This is a genomic window from Catellatospora coxensis, assembly GCF_016862635.1.
In the GTDB taxonomy this organism is placed as follows: Bacteria; Actinomycetota; Actinomycetes; order Mycobacteriales; family Micromonosporaceae; genus Catellatospora; species Catellatospora coxensis.
This window is the reverse complement of sequence record NZ_BONI01000065.1, coordinates 1-16,542: the sequence shown is the minus strand read 5'-3', so window position 1 is coordinate 16,542 and position 16,542 is coordinate 1. Positions and strand designations below refer to the sequence as shown.

12 protein-coding genes are annotated in these 16,542 nt (G+C 72.5%); 1 reads left to right on the top strand and 11 read right to left on the bottom strand.

What is annotated here, in order from left to right; translation table 11 throughout:
• Positions 1 to 39: 39 nt before the first annotated feature.
• Together Cco03nite_RS30580 and gltB are read right to left on the bottom strand one after the other, a co-directional pair.
• Complete coding sequence (locus tag Cco03nite_RS30580) at positions 40 to 1,509, bottom strand: glutamate synthase subunit beta (protein WP_203696420.1); 1,470 nt, start codon at positions 1,507 to 1,509, stop codon at positions 40 to 42.
• The gene (gene gltB / locus Cco03nite_RS30575; protein ID WP_373314365.1) at positions 1,502 to 6,115 is read right to left on the bottom strand and encodes a glutamate synthase large subunit; all 4,614 of its coding nucleotides are present in this window, start codon (positions 6,113 to 6,115) and stop codon (positions 1,502 to 1,504) included. Before gltB ends, Cco03nite_RS30580 begins: the two co-directional genes overlap by 8 nt.
• Positions 6,116 to 6,842: 727 nt before the next feature.
• On the opposite strand from gltB, the gene Cco03nite_RS30570 reads away from it, so the two are divergent.
• Positions 6,843 to 7,694, top strand: coding sequence for a mechanosensitive ion channel family protein (locus tag Cco03nite_RS30570; RefSeq protein ID WP_203696416.1), 852 nt, complete (start codon positions 6,843 to 6,845; stop codon positions 7,692 to 7,694).
• Between the two features lie 229 nt (positions 7,695 to 7,923).
• Here the strand turns inward: Cco03nite_RS30570 and Cco03nite_RS30565 are convergent, their stop codons facing one another.
• The 9 genes from Cco03nite_RS30565 to Cco03nite_RS30525 all read right to left on the bottom strand — a co-directional run bounded on the left by Cco03nite_RS30565 (position 7,924) and on the right by Cco03nite_RS30525 (position 16,536).
• Positions 7,924 to 9,120: an FAD-dependent oxidoreductase gene (locus Cco03nite_RS30565; RefSeq protein WP_203696414.1), complete on the bottom strand. Its 1,197-nt coding sequence runs from the start codon at positions 9,118 to 9,120 to the stop codon at positions 7,924 to 7,926.
• Positions 9,121 to 9,123: 3 nt separating this feature from the next.
• Complete coding sequence (lgt, locus tag Cco03nite_RS30560; RefSeq protein ID WP_203696411.1) at positions 9,124 to 10,239, bottom strand: prolipoprotein diacylglyceryl transferase; 1,116 nt, start codon at positions 10,237 to 10,239, stop codon at positions 9,124 to 9,126.
• 79 nt (positions 10,240 to 10,318) lie between these two features.
• On the bottom strand, positions 10,319 to 10,633 hold the full coding sequence (locus Cco03nite_RS30555; RefSeq protein WP_203696409.1) for a hypothetical protein: 315 nt from the start codon (positions 10,631 to 10,633) through the stop codon (positions 10,319 to 10,321).
• 209 nt (positions 10,634 to 10,842) lie between these two features.
• Positions 10,843 to 11,622 carry a tryptophan synthase subunit alpha gene (gene trpA / locus Cco03nite_RS30550; protein ID WP_203696407.1) on the bottom strand — a complete coding sequence of 260 codons (780 nt, stop codon included), beginning with the start codon at positions 11,620 to 11,622 and terminating at the stop codon, positions 10,843 to 10,845.
• Positions 11,619 to 12,836: a tryptophan synthase subunit beta gene (gene trpB, locus Cco03nite_RS30545; protein WP_203696405.1), complete on the bottom strand. Its 1,218-nt coding sequence runs from the start codon at positions 12,834 to 12,836 to the stop codon at positions 11,619 to 11,621. Before trpB ends, trpA begins: the two co-directional genes overlap by 4 nt.
• A gap of 55 nt (positions 12,837 to 12,891) precedes the next feature.
• A complete protein-coding gene (gene trpC / locus Cco03nite_RS30540; protein ID WP_203696480.1) occupies positions 12,892 to 13,749 on the bottom strand; it encodes an indole-3-glycerol phosphate synthase TrpC in 858 nt (285 codons plus the stop codon).
• A gap of 126 nt (positions 13,750 to 13,875) precedes the next feature.
• Complete coding sequence (locus Cco03nite_RS30535) at positions 13,876 to 14,673, bottom strand: spermidine synthase (RefSeq protein WP_203696403.1); 798 nt, start codon at positions 14,671 to 14,673, stop codon at positions 13,876 to 13,878.
• Positions 14,657 to 14,989, bottom strand: coding sequence for a Trp biosynthesis-associated membrane protein (locus tag Cco03nite_RS30530; protein WP_203696401.1), 333 nt, complete (start codon positions 14,987 to 14,989; stop codon positions 14,657 to 14,659). Before Cco03nite_RS30530 ends, Cco03nite_RS30535 begins: the two co-directional genes overlap by 17 nt.
• Complete coding sequence (locus Cco03nite_RS30525) at positions 14,986 to 16,536, bottom strand: anthranilate synthase component I (protein WP_203696478.1); 1,551 nt, start codon at positions 16,534 to 16,536, stop codon at positions 14,986 to 14,988. The genes Cco03nite_RS30530 and Cco03nite_RS30525 overlap by 4 nt, the downstream gene beginning before the upstream one ends.
• Between the last annotated feature and the right edge of the window lie 6 nt (positions 16,537 to 16,542).

Genomic DNA, 16,542 nt, shown 5'->3' with positions numbered 1-16,542 from the left:
AACGCGGAGCGTTGTGAAGGTGCCCTTCCTTTGCTTCGGTCAGGCGGGGATGAGGGGGCGGGAGGACGGGGCCACCGGAGCCGGGAGGCTGCCCTCGCCGCCGAGGTAGCGGTGGATGGCGGCGGCGGCGCTGCGGCCCTCGGCGATCGCCCAGACGATCAGGGACGCGCCCTTGTGGGCGTCGCCGGCGACGAAGACGCCGTCGGCGGGGGTCTGCCAGTCCGGGCCGCACTCGACGGTGCCCCGGGGGCTGCGGGCCAGGCCGAGCTGCTCCAGCGCCCCGGTGGCGTCGGTGCCCTCGAAGCCGATGGCCAGCAGCACCAGGTCGGCCGGGATCTCCCGCTCGGTGCCGGCCACCTCGGTGACCACACCGCGCCCGTTCACCCGCTCCACGAGCACGTCGACCAGCACGATCGCGCGGACGCGGCCCTGCTCGTCGCCGACGAAACGCTGCACGGCGACGGAGAACACCCGGTCGCCGCCCTCCTCGTGCGCGGCGTAGTTGCGCAGGATCCACGGCCAGGTCGGCCACGGGTCGCGCTGCTCGTCGCGGGCGTCCGGAGGCTGCGGGTACCGGTCGAGCTGGGTCACCGACGCCGCGCCCTGCCGGTGGGCCACACCCAGGCAGTCCGCGCCGGTGTCGCCGCCGCCGATGATGATCACGTGCTTGCCCGCGGCGGTGATCTCCGGCTGCGGTCCGCCCGCCACGGCCACGTTGGACTGGCTCAGGTGCGCCATCGCCTGGTGGATGCCGGCCAGCTCCCGGCCCGGGGTGTCGGTCTCCCGGCCGGCCAGCGCGCCGGTCGCCAGCAGCACCGCGTCGTGCTCGGCACGCAGCTGCGCCGCGGACACGTCCACGCCGACGTTCACCCCGGTGCGGAACCGCACACCCTCGGCCAGCAGCTGCTCGACGCGCGCGTCGATGTGCTGCTTCTCCAGCTTGAAGTCCGGGATGCCGTAGCGCAGCAGGCCGCCGATGGCGTCGTCGCGTTCGTACACCGTCACCGTGTGACCGGCGCGGGCCAGCTGCTGCGCCGCGGCCAGGCCGGCCGGGCCGGAGCCGACCACGGCCACCGTCTTGCCGGACGGGGTGGCGGCCGGCTGCGGGCGGACCCGGCCGTTCTCGTACGCCCGGTTGATGATCTCGACTTCGACCTGCTTGATCGTGACCGCGTCGTCGCCGATGGCCAGCACGCACGACGCCTCGCAGGGCGCCGGGCACAGCCGCCCGGTGAACTCCGGGAAGTTGTTCGTGCTGTGCAGCGACTGGATCGCGGCGTTCCAGTTGCCGGTGCGCACGAGGTCGTTCCAGTCGGGAATCCGGTTCCCGAGCGGGCAGCCCTCGTGGCAGAACGGGATGCCGCAGTCCATGCAGCGGCCCGCCTGCTCGCGGATCAGCTCGTCGTCGGCGGAGGGGTACACCTCGCGCCAGTCCATGATGCGCACCGGCACCGGCCGGCGGGCCGGCATCCGCCGGCCGTAGCGCAGGAAACCGTTCGGGTCAGGCACGTGCCACCTCCATGACCGCGGCGTCGATGTCGCGGCCGGCAGCCTCGGCGGCCCGCATGGCTTCGATCACGCGCTTGTAGTCGCGCGGGATCACGGCGGTGAAGCGTTCCACGCTGCCCGCCCAGTCGGCCAGCAGCTTCTCCGCCACCGCCGACCCCGTCTCCTGGAAGTGCCGCTCGACGATCTCCAGCAGGCCCTCGGCCTCCACGTCGCCGACCGGGCCGAGGTCGACCAGCTCCCGGTTGACCAGGAGCGGGTCCAGGTCGAGCACGAACGCCGCGCCGCCGGACATGCCCGCGGCGAAGTTGCGCCCGGTCGGGCCGAGCACCACCACGGTGCCGCCGGTCATGTACTCGCAACCGTGGTCGCCCACGCCCTCGACGACCGCGGTCGCGCCGGAGTTGCGCACCGCGAACCGCTGGCCGACCCGGCCGCGCAGGTACACCTCGCCCGCGGTCGCGCCGTACAGCAGGGTGTTGCCGGCGATGATGTGCTCCTCGGCGGCGAACTGGCTGCGCGCGTCCGGGCGCACGATCAGCCGCCCGCCGGACAGGCCCTTGCCCGCGTAGTCGTTGGCGTCGCCGAGCAGCCGCAACGTGACACCGCGCGGCACGAACGCGCCGAACGACTGCCCGGCCGTGCCGTGCAGGGTCACGTCGATGGTGCCGTCGGGCAGGCCCGCCCCTCCCGCGCGCCGCACGACCTCACCGCCCAGCATCGCGCCGACACTGCGGTGCTCGTTGCGCACCGGCACATCGAAGCGCACCCGCGCGCCGTTGAGCAGCGCCGGTTCGGCGTGCCGCAGCAGCGTGTTGTCCAGCGAGTGCTCCAGGCCGTGGTCCTGGTCGCGCACCTTGCGGGGCGCGTCGCCGTACGGCGAGGACGGCACGGTCAGCACCGGCGACAGGTCCAGCCCGTGCGCCTTCCAGTGCTCGGTCGCCGGGGCCAGGTCGAGCAGGTCGGCGCGGCCCACGGCCTCGTCGATGCTGCGCAGGCCCAGCGCCGCCAGCTGCTCGCGCACCTGCTCGGCGAGGAACCAGAAGAAGTTCTCCACGAACTCGGGCTTGCCGGTGAAGCGCTCGCGCAGCACCGGGTTCTGCGTGGCGATGCCGACCGGGCAGGTGTCCAGGTGGCAGACCCGCATCATGATGCAGCCCTCGACGATCAGCGGGGCGGTGGCGAAGCCGAACTCCTCCGCGCCCAGCAGCGCCGCCACGATCACGTCGCGGCCGGTCTTGAGCTGGCCGTCGACCTGCACGGTGACCCGGTCGCGCAGCCCGTTGAGCAGCAGCGTCTGCTGCGTCTCGGCCAGGCCCAGCTCCCACGGGGTGCCCGCGTGCTTGAGCGAGTTCAGCGGGGACGCGCCGGTGCCGCCGTCGTGGCCGGAGATCAGGATGACGTCGGCCTTCAGTTTCGCGACACCCGCCGCGACGGTGCCGACGCCGACCTCGCTGACCAGCTTGACGTGCACCCGCGCGCCGGGGTTGACGCACTTGACGTCGAACACCAGCTGCGCCAGGTCCTCGATCGAGTAGATGTCGTGGTGCGGCGGCGGCGAGATCAGGCCGACGCCCGGCGTGGCGTGCCGGGTCTTGGCGATCCACGGCCACACCTTGTTGCCGGGCAGCTGTCCGCCCTCGCCGGGCTTCGCGCCCTGCGCCATCTTGATCTGGATGTCGTCGGCGTGGACCAGGTACTCCGTGGTCACGCCGAAGCGGCCGGAGGCCACCTGCTTGACCGCCGAGCGGCGGGCCGGGTCGTACAGGCGCTCGACGTCCTCGCCGCCCTCACCGGTGTTCGACTTGCCGCCGATCCGGTTCATGGCGATGGCCAGGGTCTCGTGCGCCTCGGCCGAGATGGAGCCGTACGACATCGCGCCGGTGGCGAACCGCTTGACGATCTCCGTCGCGGGCTCGACCTCCTCGATCGGGATCGGGGTCGCGTCCTTGAACCGGAACAGCCCGCGCAGCGAGCCGGCCGCGGCCGCCAGGCCGTCGACCTTCTCGGTGTAGCGCTGGAACACGTCGTACTGGCCGGAGCGGGTGGCGTGCTGGAGCAGGAACACCGTCTCCGGGTTGAACAGGTGCACCTCGCCCTCGCGGCGCCACTGGTACTCGCCGCCGACCTCCAGCCGCCGGTGCGACTGCTCCGCCGGGTTCGTCGGGTACGCCACCGCGTGCCGCGCCGCGACCTCGGCGTGGATCTCGGCCAGGCCGATGCCCTGGATGCGGCTGGGCGTGCCGGTGAAGTAGCGCTCCACCAGCTCGGACGACAGGCCGACCGCCTCGAACACCTGCGCGCCGCAGTACGACGACACGGTCGAGATGCCCATCTTCGACATGATCTTCTGGATGCCCTTGCCCAGCGCCTTGACGACGTTGCGCACGGCCTTCTCGGGCGTGATGTTCGGCAGGATGCCGGTGGTGATCAGGTCCTCGACGCTCTCGAAGGCCAGGTACGGGTTGACCGCGGCCGCGCCGAAGCCGACCAGCACCGCGGCGTGGTGCACCTCGCGGCAGTCGCCGGACTCGACGACCAGCGCCACCTGGGTGCGCGTCTGCTCCCGCACCAGGTGCTGGTGCACCGCCGCGGTCAGCAGCAGGGACGGGATCGGGGCCAGGTCGGCGGTGGAGTCCCGGTCCGACAGCACCAGGATGCGCACGCCGTCCTCGATCGCCTCGGACACGTGCCGGCGGATCTCGGTCAGCCGGGCCCGCAGGCCGGTCGCGCCGTCGCGCAGCGGGTACAGGCCGGAGACCCGCACCGCCTTGAAGCCGGGCAGGTCGCCGTCCTCGTCGATCGACAGGATCTTGGCCAACTCGTCGTTGTCGATCACCGGATGCGGCAGCACGATCTGCCGGCAGCTGGTCGGGCCCGGGTCCAGCAGGTTGCTCTCCGGGCCGATGGTCGACGCCAGGCTGGTGACCATCTCCTCCCGGATCGCGTCCAGCGGCGGGTTGGTGACCTGCGCGAAGATCTGATGGAAGTAGTCGTAGAGCAGCCGCGGCCGGCTCGACAGCGGCGAGATCGGCGTGTCGGTGCCCATCGAGCCCAGCGGCTCCGCCCCGGCCCGCGCCATCGGCGCGAGCAGGATCTTCAGCTCCTCCTCGGAGTAGCCGAAGGTCTGCTGGCGGCGCTGCACCGAGTCGTGGGTGTAGACGATGTGCTCGCGCTCGGGCAGCCCCTCCAGGTGCATCAGCCCGCCGTGCAGCCAGTCGGCGTACGGCTGCTCGGCCGCGAGTTCGCCCTTGATCTCCTCGTCGGAGACGACCCGGCCTCGCTCGGTGTCGACCAGGAACATCCGGCCCGGCTCCAGGCGGCCCTTGGCCACCACGGTCGCCGGGTCGAGGTCGAGCATGCCCGCCTCGCTGCCCAGCACGACCAGTCCGTCCTCGGTGCGCCACCAGCGCCCCGGGCGCAGGCCGTTGCGGTCGAGGACCGCGCCGACGACCGTGCCGTCGGTGAAGGCGACGCTGGCCGGGCCGTCCCACGGCTCCATCAGGCTGGCGTGGAACTGGTAGAACGCCCGCTTCGCGGGGTCCATCACCGGGTCGTTCTCCCACGCCTCGGGGATCATCATCAGCACCGCGTGCGGCAGGCTGCGCCCGGCCAGGTGCAGCAGCTCCAGCACCTCGTCGAAGTTCGCCGAGTCCGACGCCTCCGGCGTGCAGATCGGGAACAGCCGGCGCAGGTTGCCCGGCAGCAGCGGGCTGGCCAGCAGCGCCTCGCGGGCCTGCATCCAGTTCTTGTTGCCCCGGATCGTGTTGATCTCGCCGTTGTGCGCGATGAAGCGGTACGGGTGGGCCAGCGGCCAGCTCGGGAACGTGTTCGTGGAGAACCGCGAGTGCACCAGCGCGATCGCGCTGACCACGCGCTCGTCGGACAGGTCCGGGAAGAACGACGCCAGCTGGTCGGGCGTGAGCATGCCCTTGTAGGTGATCGTCCGGCCGGACAGCGACGGGAAGTACAGCGGCACGCCGCGCTCGCGGCTCTCCCGCTCGGTCTGCTTGCGCACGCAGTAGGCCACGCGCTCCAGCTCCAGGCCGCCGAGCGGCTCGCCGTAGCGGGGGCCGGAGATGCTGTGCGCGCTCAGGAACACCTGCCGGATGCGCGGGCGCGCGGCGTCGGCGGTCGCGCCCAGCCCTTCGGCGTCCACCGGCACGTCGCGCCAGCCGAGGATCTGCGCGCCCTCCACCAGGGCGTACTTCTCCAGCACGGTCAGCGCGCGGGCCTCGTCGGCGCCGTTGACCGGCAGGAAGACCAGGCCCGTCACGTACTGGCCGGCGGGCGGCAGCGGGAAGTCGACCGCCTCGCGCAGGAAGGCGTCCGGGACCTGGATCAGGATGCCCGCGCCGTCGCCGGTGGTGGTCTCGGCGCCGCGCGCGCCGCGGTGGTCCAGGCGGCACAGCGCGGACAGGCCGCGGGCCACCACGTTATGGCTGCGGCGGCCGTGCACGTCGGCGACGAAGGCCACGCCGCAGGAGTCGTGCTCGAAGGCCGGGTCGTAGAGACCGACCGCGCCGGGCGCGGTGGTCATACCAGGCTGCGTCGCGGCCGTAGCGGCCGTACTACCAGGCTGCAGGGGGTGCGGGTACGGCGATGCCACCGGGCCTCCTGTCGTCACGGGGAATGAACTTCGGTATCGGCCACGAACGGGGTGGGATGCCTGGATGCCGCGACAGCGATGGCGCGGGGGCTATGCCGGGTTCGTTAGCGGTGCCTATCCGAGCGGGACGACGTCGGCCCTTGAATGAACCCGCAGGTTCAGCGGTACACGGACTCCCTCGCGCGGTCGCACGAGCATGGGGACGAGTCTGTGAGTGTTGAGTCTACGTTAAACGCCCTGGGTGTCCACCAGACACAGATTGATCACACGTCCAAATGATGGGAAGCTACTTCCCAGTTAGTAAGTAGCCGCGAGTCGGCGGGACACCTGCCCGAGGGTGAGATCAGGCCCGTGGCATGCGCGTTTCCCGCGCATGTCGGGCGCGTCGCGGAGGTTAACGGCGCGTCTCGGGATCGTCGCCGCGCACCGCGCCCGCGCCGCCGACACATCGACGCCCGTACACACCTTCATCGGCGATGCTTGTCGCCGCCGGATCCGGGCGACACCCGTGCGGCGCGAACCGGCACGGCCCCGCCCGCGCGGCACGGCTCTGCGATCGTGCGGTGCGGCGGCATTTTCGATATTCAGCCGATATCCGCAGTTGACGGCCTTAGTCTGCGGCTGAAGGTCCGCTGCCGCGGGCCGCTCACGCGGGGCACGGCCCTCGCCCGCCGCCGGCCACGGCGACAGGCGGCGCCGGCTCCGCTCCGGCGGAAGGTGGACGACCGTGAATCCGACCGTGCAGGTCCTGCTCAGCGCGCTGGCGTACATCGCCCTCAAGGTGCTCGCCTGCGCCGCCATCCTGGTCGTCGGCTGGATCATCGCCAAGGCGATCGGCAGCCTGGTCGACAAGGGCCTGGCCCGGGCCAGGTTCAACCACCTCGCGCAGCGCACGGGCATGGACCGGTGGACCGGCAGGTACACGCCCAGCGGCCTGGTCGGCAAACTCGTCTACTACGCGCTGCTGCTGTTCACGTTCCAGCTCGCGTTCAGCGTGTTCGGGCCCAACCCGATCAGCAACCTGATCGACGACGTGATCGCCTGGCTGCCGAGGCTGATCGTGGCCTGCGTGATCCTGGTGGTCGCCGTGGCCATCGCCAACGCCGTGTTCGACGTGATCACCAACGCGCTGTCGCACTTCTCGTACGGCCGCGCCGTCGGCCGCATAGCGCAGGTCGCGATCATCGCGTTCGGCGTGATCGCCGCGCTCAACCAGATCGGCGTCGCCACCACCATCACCATGCCGGTGCTGGTCGCCGTCCTCGCCACCATCGCGGGCATCCTCATCGTCGGCGTCGGCGGCGGCCTGATCGCCCCCATGCGGGAACGCTGGGAACGCGCCCTGAACAAGGTCGAGGAAGAGGGCACCCGCGTCTCCGAGCACCTCAAGACCCGCGCCGCCGAGCAGCGCGCCGCCCGGACCGCCGCCCTGTCCAAGGACCGCGGCGACACCATGGTCCAGGCCAAGTACCCCGGCGAGAAGCCCTCCGACGTCAAACCGACGGCCAAGGAAGCCGCCGACAAACTCACCGAGAAGGCCACCGCGCTCCGCAAGGACATGCAGGGCCCCGAACTCTGACCGCAACCCGCCCACCGTCGCCCCGGCCGGCCAGGCTTCCCACGCGTTGATCATGAACTTATGGCACGGTTCGACGGCGTGTCGCGGGCCCAACTTCATGATCGATGCCAGCCCACTGACGCCCGGCTAGGTGATCATGATGTTGTGGGCATGACACGCCGCTGAGCCGTGCCATAAGTTCATGATCAACGCGGTGAAGCGCTGCGGCGGGGGCGGGGTGCGGGGTTGGTCAGGTGGTGGGGGGTTGCCAGTCGGCGGCGACCGAGGCGGCGCGGTCGAGGACGCGGGGGGCGAGGGTGCCGAAGGCGCGGTCGCGGGCGCGGGTGACCAGGTTGCCGCGCGGGGCGAGCACCGCGCCGACGCGCTGGGTCTGGCGGACCACCTGGGCCGCGCGCGAGCGGCGGGCGGCGGAGTACGCGGCGAGCGCGGCGTTGCAGCCCGGCCCGGGGATCGCCGGGTGCAGCAGGGCACGCAGCGTGGCCGCGTCCTCCAGGGCCAGCCCGGCGCCCTGGGCGAGGTGGTGCGGCATGGCGTGGGCGGCGTCGCCGACCAGCGCGAAGCCGCCGGTGCCGACCGGGAAGGCCAGCTCGTTGGGCAGCGGGCGCAGCTGGCGGCCGTCCTGCTGCACCAGGTCGTCGGGCTCGGTCGCGGCCAGCAGGTCCGCGATCGGGGCGTGCCAGCCGGCGAACCAGCGCTTGAGCAGCGTCAGCTGGGTGGCCTTCGACTCGGGGCGGGCCGCCCCGGCGACGGTGGCGGTCCAGTAGATGCCGCCCCGGCTGGACGCGCCGGAGCTGCCCCGGTCGCCGAGCGAGGCGGCCAGGAAGCGGTAGCCGCCGCCCAGCGTCTCCCCGGCCAGCACCAGGTCGTCGGGCAGCTTCGGGGCGCGATACCAGGGGATGACCGCGCGCCAGGCGGCGTAGCCGGAGCTGACCGCGATCGACTGCGGCGCGAGCCGGGCCCGCAGCGTGCTGTCGGCCCCGTCGGCGGCGACGATGACGTCGGCCTCCCACGTGTGCCGGCCGTCGCCGACCGCGGGCCGGTCCCCGGGGCGGGCGTGCATGCTGCGCACGGTGATGCCGGTGCGGATCTCGATCTGGTCGCCGAGCCCGGCGATGAACGTGTCGTGCAGGTCCTCGGCGTGTACGACCACAGCCTGCGCGGTGCCGGGCGTCGGCTGGGCGAGGTACTGCCCGTCGGCCCGGCGCAGCCCGCCGGACGGGACGGGGGTCGCGATGGCGGCCAGGCCGCCGCCGAGCCCGAGGGAGCGCAACGCGGCGACGGCGTTGGGCCACAGCAGCAGCGCGGCGGGGTCGGCGCGTAGCCGGTCCGCCCGCTCCAGCAGGGTGACCCGCCAGCCGGTGCGCGCGAGCGCCCCCGCCGTGGCGAGGCCGCCGACGCCCGCACCGACCACCACCGCGCTGCGCATCGCTCAGTCCTTCGTCGAGGAGGTCTTCTGCGCGGACAGGTCGGAACCCTCGTCGGAGGGGTCGTCGAACTCGTCCGTCACGGCCTTCGGCGCGCTGTCGCCGTCCTCGCCATCGCCCGGGGCGGCGGCCTCGGGGCGGGTGCCGTCGGCCAGGAAGGCCTGGTACTGCGCCTCGGTGACGGTGGTGAAGCCCTTGACGGGCTCGCCGTCGGCGTCGACGTTCGGGATCAGGAACTCCTGCGGGCCCTGGCGGAGGAAGAAGAACGCCGCCGCGGCCAGGAACACGATGATCGAGGTCCAGACGTTGAGGCGCATGCCGCCGATGATGGTGGCGGTGTCGGTGCGCATCGCCTCGATCCAACCGCGGCCCAGGGTGTACAGCATCACGTACAGCGCGAACGCGCGACCGCGGCCGAACTTGAACCGCTTGTCGAGGGCGTACACGACACCGGCCACGCCGAGGTTCCACAGCAGCTCGTACAGGAACGTCGGGTGGTAGAGGCCCTCACGCAGCTCGGGCTCGCCGTCCGGGCCGAGCATGGCCTGCCCCGGCTGGGTGTCGGACATGACGTGCACCTGCAGGCCCCACGGCAGGTCGGTCTTGCCGCCGTACAGCTCGTTGTTGAACCAGTTGCCGAGCCGGCCAACGGCCTGCGCCAGCGGCAGGCCGACGGCGATGGTGTCGGCCACGAAGCTGAACGACATGCCGAGCTGGCGGCAGGCCAGCCAGGCGCCGAGCGCGCCACCCGCGACGCCGCCCCAGATGCCGAGGCCGCCCTCCCAGATGTAGAGCGCCTTGACCAGGTCGCCGCCCTCACCGAAGTACGCGTCGGGCGAGCTGAGCACGTGGTAGATGCGGGCGCCGACGATGCCGAACGGCACCGCCCACACGGCGATGTCGAGCACGGCCCACGGCGGGGCGCCCCGGCTGCGCATCCGCCGGTCGGTGACGATGCAGGCGAGCACGATGCCCGCGATGATGCACAGCGCGTACGCCCGCAGCGGCACGGGTCCGAGTTGCCAGACCGCCGTGGACGGGGACGGGATGGAGGCGAGGTTCACGAGCCAGAACCCTACCGCCCCCACCCCCCAACTCCACACCCCCGCCGGTCCCCTCATTTTGGCTGATCATGAACTTATGGCGCGGTTCGACGGCGTGTCGCCGCCCTAACTTCATGATCGATCTGACGGATTCCGGTCAGACGAGCCAGTGGGCGCCGTGGCGGTGGTGGTACGGCGGGATGTCGAGGCCGGGGGCGTGCGGGTCGCGTACGGCCGCACGGAGGGCGCGGTGCAGGCGCCGGCGGGCTCTGCGCTCGGCCTCGCGGGCGAAGCGGCCGGCGTCGGCGTCACCGGGCCGCCGGCGCGCCCAGCGGTGGACCTCCACCCGGTGCCGCAGGCGCTGCGGCCGCGGCCGACGACCCTGCCTGTGGGCAGCACGCAGGCAGGCCCGGCTGTATCGCAGGTCGCACAGCTCCGCCACCCGCAGTGCCGGTGCTGTGGCGGGATTCATCCGCTGGTGATTCGCGGAGAGATGCCGGACAGAACGGGACAACGCGACTCTTCCGGTAGCCGCCAGGTCATCCTGGCAGCTACCGGAATCCGCCGTGTCCGTCCCCGCGCGCCGTCACGCCCCACCCGCTCGAGTTGATCATGAAGTTAGGGCGGCGACACGCCGTCGAACCGTGCCATAAGTTCATGATCAACCCAAGAAAAAGGGGGTCAGGCGGTGAGGCCCGAGCGGAGGTCCTGAGTGAGGGTGCGCAGGGCAGGGAGGCCGCCGTCGGCCAGTGCACTGACCAGGGCGCTTCCCACGATGACTCCATCGGCGTACGCCCCGACCTCGGCGGCCTGGGCGCCGCTGCGCACGCCGAGGCCTACGCCGACGGGCAGGTTGCCCGCGGCGGCCTTGACCCGGGAGACCAGGGTCGGCGCGGCGCTGGAGGTGCTGTCGCGGGCACCAGTGACACCCATGACCGCGGTGGCGTACACGAAGCCGCGGCAGTGCGCCACCGTCATCGCGATGCGCTCATCCGTCGACGACGGCGAGACCAGGAAGATCCGGTCGAGCTGGTACGCGTCCGAGGCGGCCAACCACTCCTCGGCCTCATCGGGGATCAGGTCCGGGGTGATCAGGCCGGAGCCGCCGGCCGCGGCCAGGTCCCGGGCGAACGCGTCGACACCGTACTTCTCGATCGGGTTCCAGTAACTCATGATCAGCACGGGCACGCCCGCGCCGGAGACGGCCTCGACGGTGTGCAGCACGTCACGGGTGCGCACGCCCCCGGCCAGCGCCTGCTCGGTGGCCCGCTGGATGACCGGGCCGTCCATGACCGGGTCGGAGTACGGCAGGCCGATCTCCACCAGGTCGACCCCGGACTCGATCATGGCCTTGACCGCGGCGATGCCCTCGGCCACCGACGGGAACCCGGCGGGCAAGTAGCCGACCAGGGCGGCCCGCCCCTCGGCCCGCGCCTTCTCGAAAGCGACGCTCACCGTCATCCGATCACTTCCCCGCTGTCGAACAGGCCGAAGTACTCGCCCGCGGTGTGCATGTCCTTGTCGCCGCGGCCGGACAGGTTCACGATGACCGTCGGCTCGTGGCCCAGCTCCGCGCGCAGCGCCGGGATCTCGCGCAGCATGCCGGCCAGCGCGTGCGCGCTCTCGATCGCCGGGATGATGCCCTCGGTGCGGCACAGCAGCGCGAACGCGTCCATCGCCTCGGCGTCGGTGACCGGCTGGTAGCGGGCCCGGCCCTGGTCGTGCAGCCAGGCGTGCTCCGGGCCGACCGACGGGTAGTCCAGCCCCGCCGAGATCGAGTGCGACTCGATGGTCTGCCCGTCCTCGTCCTGCAGCAGGTACGAGCGCGAGCCGTGCAGCACGCCGTGGCTGCCGCCGGTGATGCTCGCCGCGTGCCGGCCGGTCTCGATGCCGTCGCCGCCCGCCTCGAAGCCGTACAGCCGCACCGACTCGTCGGGCACGAACGCGTGGAACATGCCGATCGCGTTCGAGCCGCCACCGACACAGGCCGCGACCGCGTCGGGCAGCGCCCCGGTCAGCGCCAGGCACTGCGCCCGCGCCTCGACGCCGATGCCGCGCACGAAGTCGCGCACCATCGCCGGGAACGGGTGCGGCCCGGCCGCGGTGCCCAGCAGGTAGTGGGTGTCGTCGACGTTGGTGACCCAGTCGCGCAGCGCCTCGTTGATGGCGTCCTTCAGGGTGCGCGAGCCGGTCGTCACCGGGATGACCGTCGCCCCGAGCATCTTCATCCGGGCCACGTTCAGGGCCTGCCGCTTGGTGTCGACCTCGCCCATGTAGACCACGCACTCGAGGTCCAGGTACGCCGCGGCGGTGGCGCTGGCCACGCCGTGCTGACCCGCGCCGGTCTCGGCGATGACCCGGCCCTTGCCCATGCGCTTGGTCAGCAGGGCCTGGCCGAGCACGTTGCGCACCTTGTGCGCGCCCGTGTGGTTGAGGTCCTCGCGCTTGAGCAGGATGCGCACGTCGCCGACGTGGGCCGACAGGTGCGTGGCGTCGTACAGCAGCGACGGGGTGCCCGCGTACTCGCGCAGCATCCGCTCGAATTCGCCGGTGAACTCGGGGTCCGCCATCGCCTTGCGGTAGTGCGCGTCCAGCTCGTCCAGCGCCGCGATCAGCGCCTCCGGGACGAACCGGCCGCCGTACGGGCCGAAGTGGCCCCTGTCGTCGGGCAGCATGTGCCCCTCCTTCGGCGTACGCCGCCCCGAAGGCTCGGGGCGGTCCAGCGAAGCGTCAGCGGGTCGGCCGCGGCGTTGCGGGGTGGTTGCCGGCGTTGACGAGTTCGGCGACCGCGTCGCGCGGGCTCTTCTGGGTCACCAGGCCCTCACCGACGAGCACCGCGTCCGCGCCCGCCGAGGCGTACTTGATCAGGTCCAGTGGACCCCGCACCCCCGACTCGGCGATCTTGAGGACGCTGTTCGGCAGGCCGGGCGCGATCCGCTCGAACACCGTGCGGTCCACCTCAAGTGTGCGCAGGTTGCGGGCGTTCACACCGATGACGCGGGCGCCGGCCTCCAGGGCCCGGTCCGCCTCCTCCTCGGTGTGCACCTCGACCAGCGGGGTCATGCCCAGCGACTCGATGCGGTCCAGCAGGCCCGTCAGCACCTTCTGCTCCAGCGCCGCCACGATCAGCAGCACCAGGTCCGCGCCGTACGCCCGCGCCTCGTGCACCTGGTACGCCGAGCAGACGAAGTCCTTGCGCAGCACCGGGATGCCGATCCGGGCCCGGACCGCGGCCAGGTCGTCCAGCGAGCCGCCGAACCAGCGGCCCTCGGTCAGCACACTGACCGCGCGGGCGCCGCCCGCCTCGTACTCCGCGGCCAGCTCGGCCGGGTCCGGGATCTCCGCAAGCGCGCCCTTCGACGGCGACGAGCGCTTCACCTCGGCGATCACACCGACGCCGGAGCGGCGCAGCGCCGCGTACGCGTCCAGGGGTGGCGCGGCAGCAGCCGCACGCTTCTTGATCTCGTCCATGGAGACCTGGTTCTGGCGCGCCTCGACGTCCTCACGGACCCCCGCGATGATCTCGTCGAGCACGCTGCCGCCGCTGTCTCGCATCGATGCGCTCGGGGCCGGCTCGCCAGGCTCCATGCTGCTCAGCTCGTCGGATGCCATGGCCAGACTCTAGGCACTACCCCCATGCGCAAGGTGAACGGGGTATGGCGTGCCTCACCTGATGGGCTAGTGCATAATGCTCGGCCGATCGCGGGCCGGGTGTCATTCGTCGCGTCTGGGCTGGGCGGTGCGGATGAAGTCGGCGAGTTTCGGGCCGTGTTCGACGCGGGCTCGGGTGGGGTCGGCGGCTATGCGGCGGGTGAGGTTGCGGATGCCTTCCGGGTTGTCGCCCGCGACCATGAGGAGGTTGCCGGTGCCTCGGCCGCGCAGGAGGGCGGCGTCGGCTACGACGGCCACCTGGGGGAAGACCTCGCGGAGGGTGGCGGCCTGGCGGCGGGCGGTGGTGAGGGGGGCCACGTCCATGATGTTGGCGAGGTACCAGCCGCCGGGGCGCAGGACGCGGTGGGCCGCTTCGGCGAACTCGACGGTGCTGACGTGCGGGGGGACCTCGTTGCCGGTGAAGATGTCGGCGACGATGACGTCCGCTGAGGCGGGTTCGGCCTGTTCCAGGGCGGCGCGGGCGTCGGCGATGATCAGCTCGATGTCGTCGTCGTCCAGCGGAAGGCGGGTGGTGACGAGGTCGGCCAGGGCGCGGTCCAGTTCGACGACGCGCTGGCCGCTGCCGGGGCGCATCGCCGAGAGGCAGCGGGGCAGGGTGAGCGCGCCGCCGCCGAGGTGCAGCACGTCGAGCGGGCCGGGTGGGGCGACCGCGTCGATGACGTCGGCGAAGCGGCGGATGTAGTCGAACGCGATCAGCGTCGGGTCGTTGAGGTTGACGTGCGACTGGGCGGTGCCGTTGAGCCGCAGCAGCCAGGCGTCGGGCAGGTCCGGGTCGGGGATCAGCTCGGCGGTGCCGGTGTCCACCCGGACGATCAGCGCCCGGTCAGACCCGCGGATCATCGGTGAGGTCCTCGCCCCGGTCGAGCGCGTCCCACAGGTCGCGGGTGTCCTCGGCGCGCGGCGCGGCGGGCGCCTCGCGACGGGCGTGGCCGCCCGAACGCCGCCAGTACCAGACCGCGACCACGCCCGCGGCGAGCGCGAGCAGCGCGGGGCGCACCCACGAGACCGTGCCGCCGGGCACGAACCACAGCACGGCCAGGACCGCCAACCCCAAGATCACGATCAGGCGGGTACGCCGGGAGCGGGCGCGTGCCGCGCCGTCGCCGGTGGCCGGGCCGGCCTGCGGGTCCACCTCGTGAGCCGGGCGGGCGGTCATCGGGCGGCCTGCAGGGTCTGCGCGGTGGCGATCGCGGCCAGCACCGCCATCGCCTTGTTCTGCGTCTCCAGCTCCTCGGCGGCCGGATCCGAGTCGGCCACCACCCCGGCCCCGGCCTGCACGTACGCGACACCGTCGCGCAGCAGCGCGGTGCGGATCGCGATCGCCATGTCCAGGTCGCCGCCGAAGCCGAAGTAGCCGACCGTGCCGCCGTACAGGCCGCGCCGGGTCGGTTCCAGCTCCTCGATGATCTCCATGGCGCGCACCTTCGGCGCACCCGACAGCGTGCCCGCCGGGAACGTGGCGGCCAGCGCGTCCAGCGGCGAGACGCCCTCGCGCAGCTCGCCGACCACGGTCGAGACGATGTGCATGACGTGGCTGTAGCGCTCGACGGTGGCGAACTCCGGCACCTCGACGGTGCCCGCGCGCGACACCCGGCCCAGGTCGTTGCGGCCCAGGTCGACGAGCATGACGTGCTCGGAGCGCTCCTTCGGGTCCGCGATCAGCTCCGCGGCCAGCGCGGCGTCCGCCTCCGGCGACTCGCCCCGCGGCCGGGTGCCCGCGATCGGGTGCAGCAGCGCGCGGCGTACGCCGTCGTCGCCCTTGGCGATCTTCACGTGGGCCTCGGGCGACGAGCCGACGATGTCGAAGCCGTCGAAGCGCAGCAGGTACATGTACGGGCTGGGGTTGGTGGCCCGCAGCACCCGGTAGACGTCGAGCGGGTCGGCCTCGGTGCGCGTCTCGAAGCGCTGCGAGACCACGATCTGGAAGCAGTCGCCGGCCCGGATCGCTTCCTTGGCGACCTCGACCGCCTTGCCGAACTCACCGGACGGGGTACGCGAGACCAGCTCCGCGGGCCGCACCGCGGTCACCGTGGAGATCATCGGCGGGGTGGGCCGGGACAGCGCCGTCGTCATCGCGTCGAGCCGGCCGATCGCGTGGTGGTACGCCGCCGCGATCTGCTCGTCGTCGGCGTCCTCGGGCAGCACCGCGTTGGCGACCACGATCGCCTGGCCCAGGAAGTGGTCCAGCACCACCAGGTCGGTGGCGAGGAACAGGCCCAGCTCCGGCACGTGCAGGTCGTCGTCGGCCAGTTGCGGCAGCCGCTCGAACCGGCGCACCAGGTCGTACGACAGGAAGCCGACCAGTCCCCCGGTCAGCGGCGGCAGCCCGTCGTCGTCGGTGTCGGGGCCGGTCAGCGCGGCGACGGTGGCCCGGAGCACGCTCACCGGGTCGCCCTTGACCGGCACGCCGTCCGGCGGGCTGCCCAGCCAGTGCGCCTGCCCGCCGCGCTCGGTCAGCGTCGCCAGGCTGCGCACCCCGATGAAGGAATAGCGCGACCAGGCCGTGCCCGCCGCACCGGCGCCCTGCTCGGCGGACTCCAGCAGGAAGGTCCCCGGCCCGCCGGCCACCTTGCGATACACGCCGACCGGCGTCTCCGCGTCGGCCAGCAGCCGCCGCGTCACCGGCACCACCCGCCGACGGGCCGCCCTCGCCCGGAACCCGGCCAGGTCGGGCCTGACCTCCCCACTGCTGGTCGTGCTCATGCCCTC

What these genes read in the sequence shown, in the direction of transcription:
- trpC (WP_203696480.1), bottom strand. Translation starts at nt 13,749, where the DNA reads ATGGAGCCTGGCGAGCCGGCCCCGAGCGCATCGATGCGAGACAGCGGC.
- Cco03nite_RS30535 (WP_203696403.1), bottom strand. Translation starts at nt 14,673, where the DNA reads ATGATCCGCGGGTCTGACCGGGCGCTGATCGTCCGGGTGGACACCGGC.
- Cco03nite_RS30525 (WP_203696478.1), bottom strand. Translation starts at nt 16,536, where the DNA reads ATGAGCACGACCAGCAGTGGGGAGGTCAGGCCCGACCTGGCCGGGTTC.
- Cco03nite_RS30555 (WP_203696409.1), bottom strand. Translation starts at nt 10,633, where the DNA reads ATGAATCCCGCCACAGCACCGGCACTGCGGGTGGCGGAGCTGTGCGAC.
- Cco03nite_RS30565 (WP_203696414.1), bottom strand. Translation starts at nt 9,120, where the DNA reads ATGCGCAGCGCGGTGGTGGTCGGTGCGGGCGTCGGCGGCCTCGCCACG.
- trpB (WP_203696405.1), bottom strand. Translation starts at nt 12,836, where the DNA reads ATGCTGCCCGACGACAGGGGCCACTTCGGCCCGTACGGCGGCCGGTTC.
- Cco03nite_RS30530 (WP_203696401.1), bottom strand. Translation starts at nt 14,989, where the DNA reads ATGACCGCCCGCCCGGCTCACGAGGTGGACCCGCAGGCCGGCCCGGCC.
- lgt (WP_203696411.1), bottom strand. Translation starts at nt 10,239, where the DNA reads ATGAGGGGACCGGCGGGGGTGTGGAGTTGGGGGGTGGGGGCGGTAGGG.
- trpA (WP_203696407.1), bottom strand. Translation starts at nt 11,622, where the DNA reads ATGACGGTGAGCGTCGCTTTCGAGAAGGCGCGGGCCGAGGGGCGGGCC.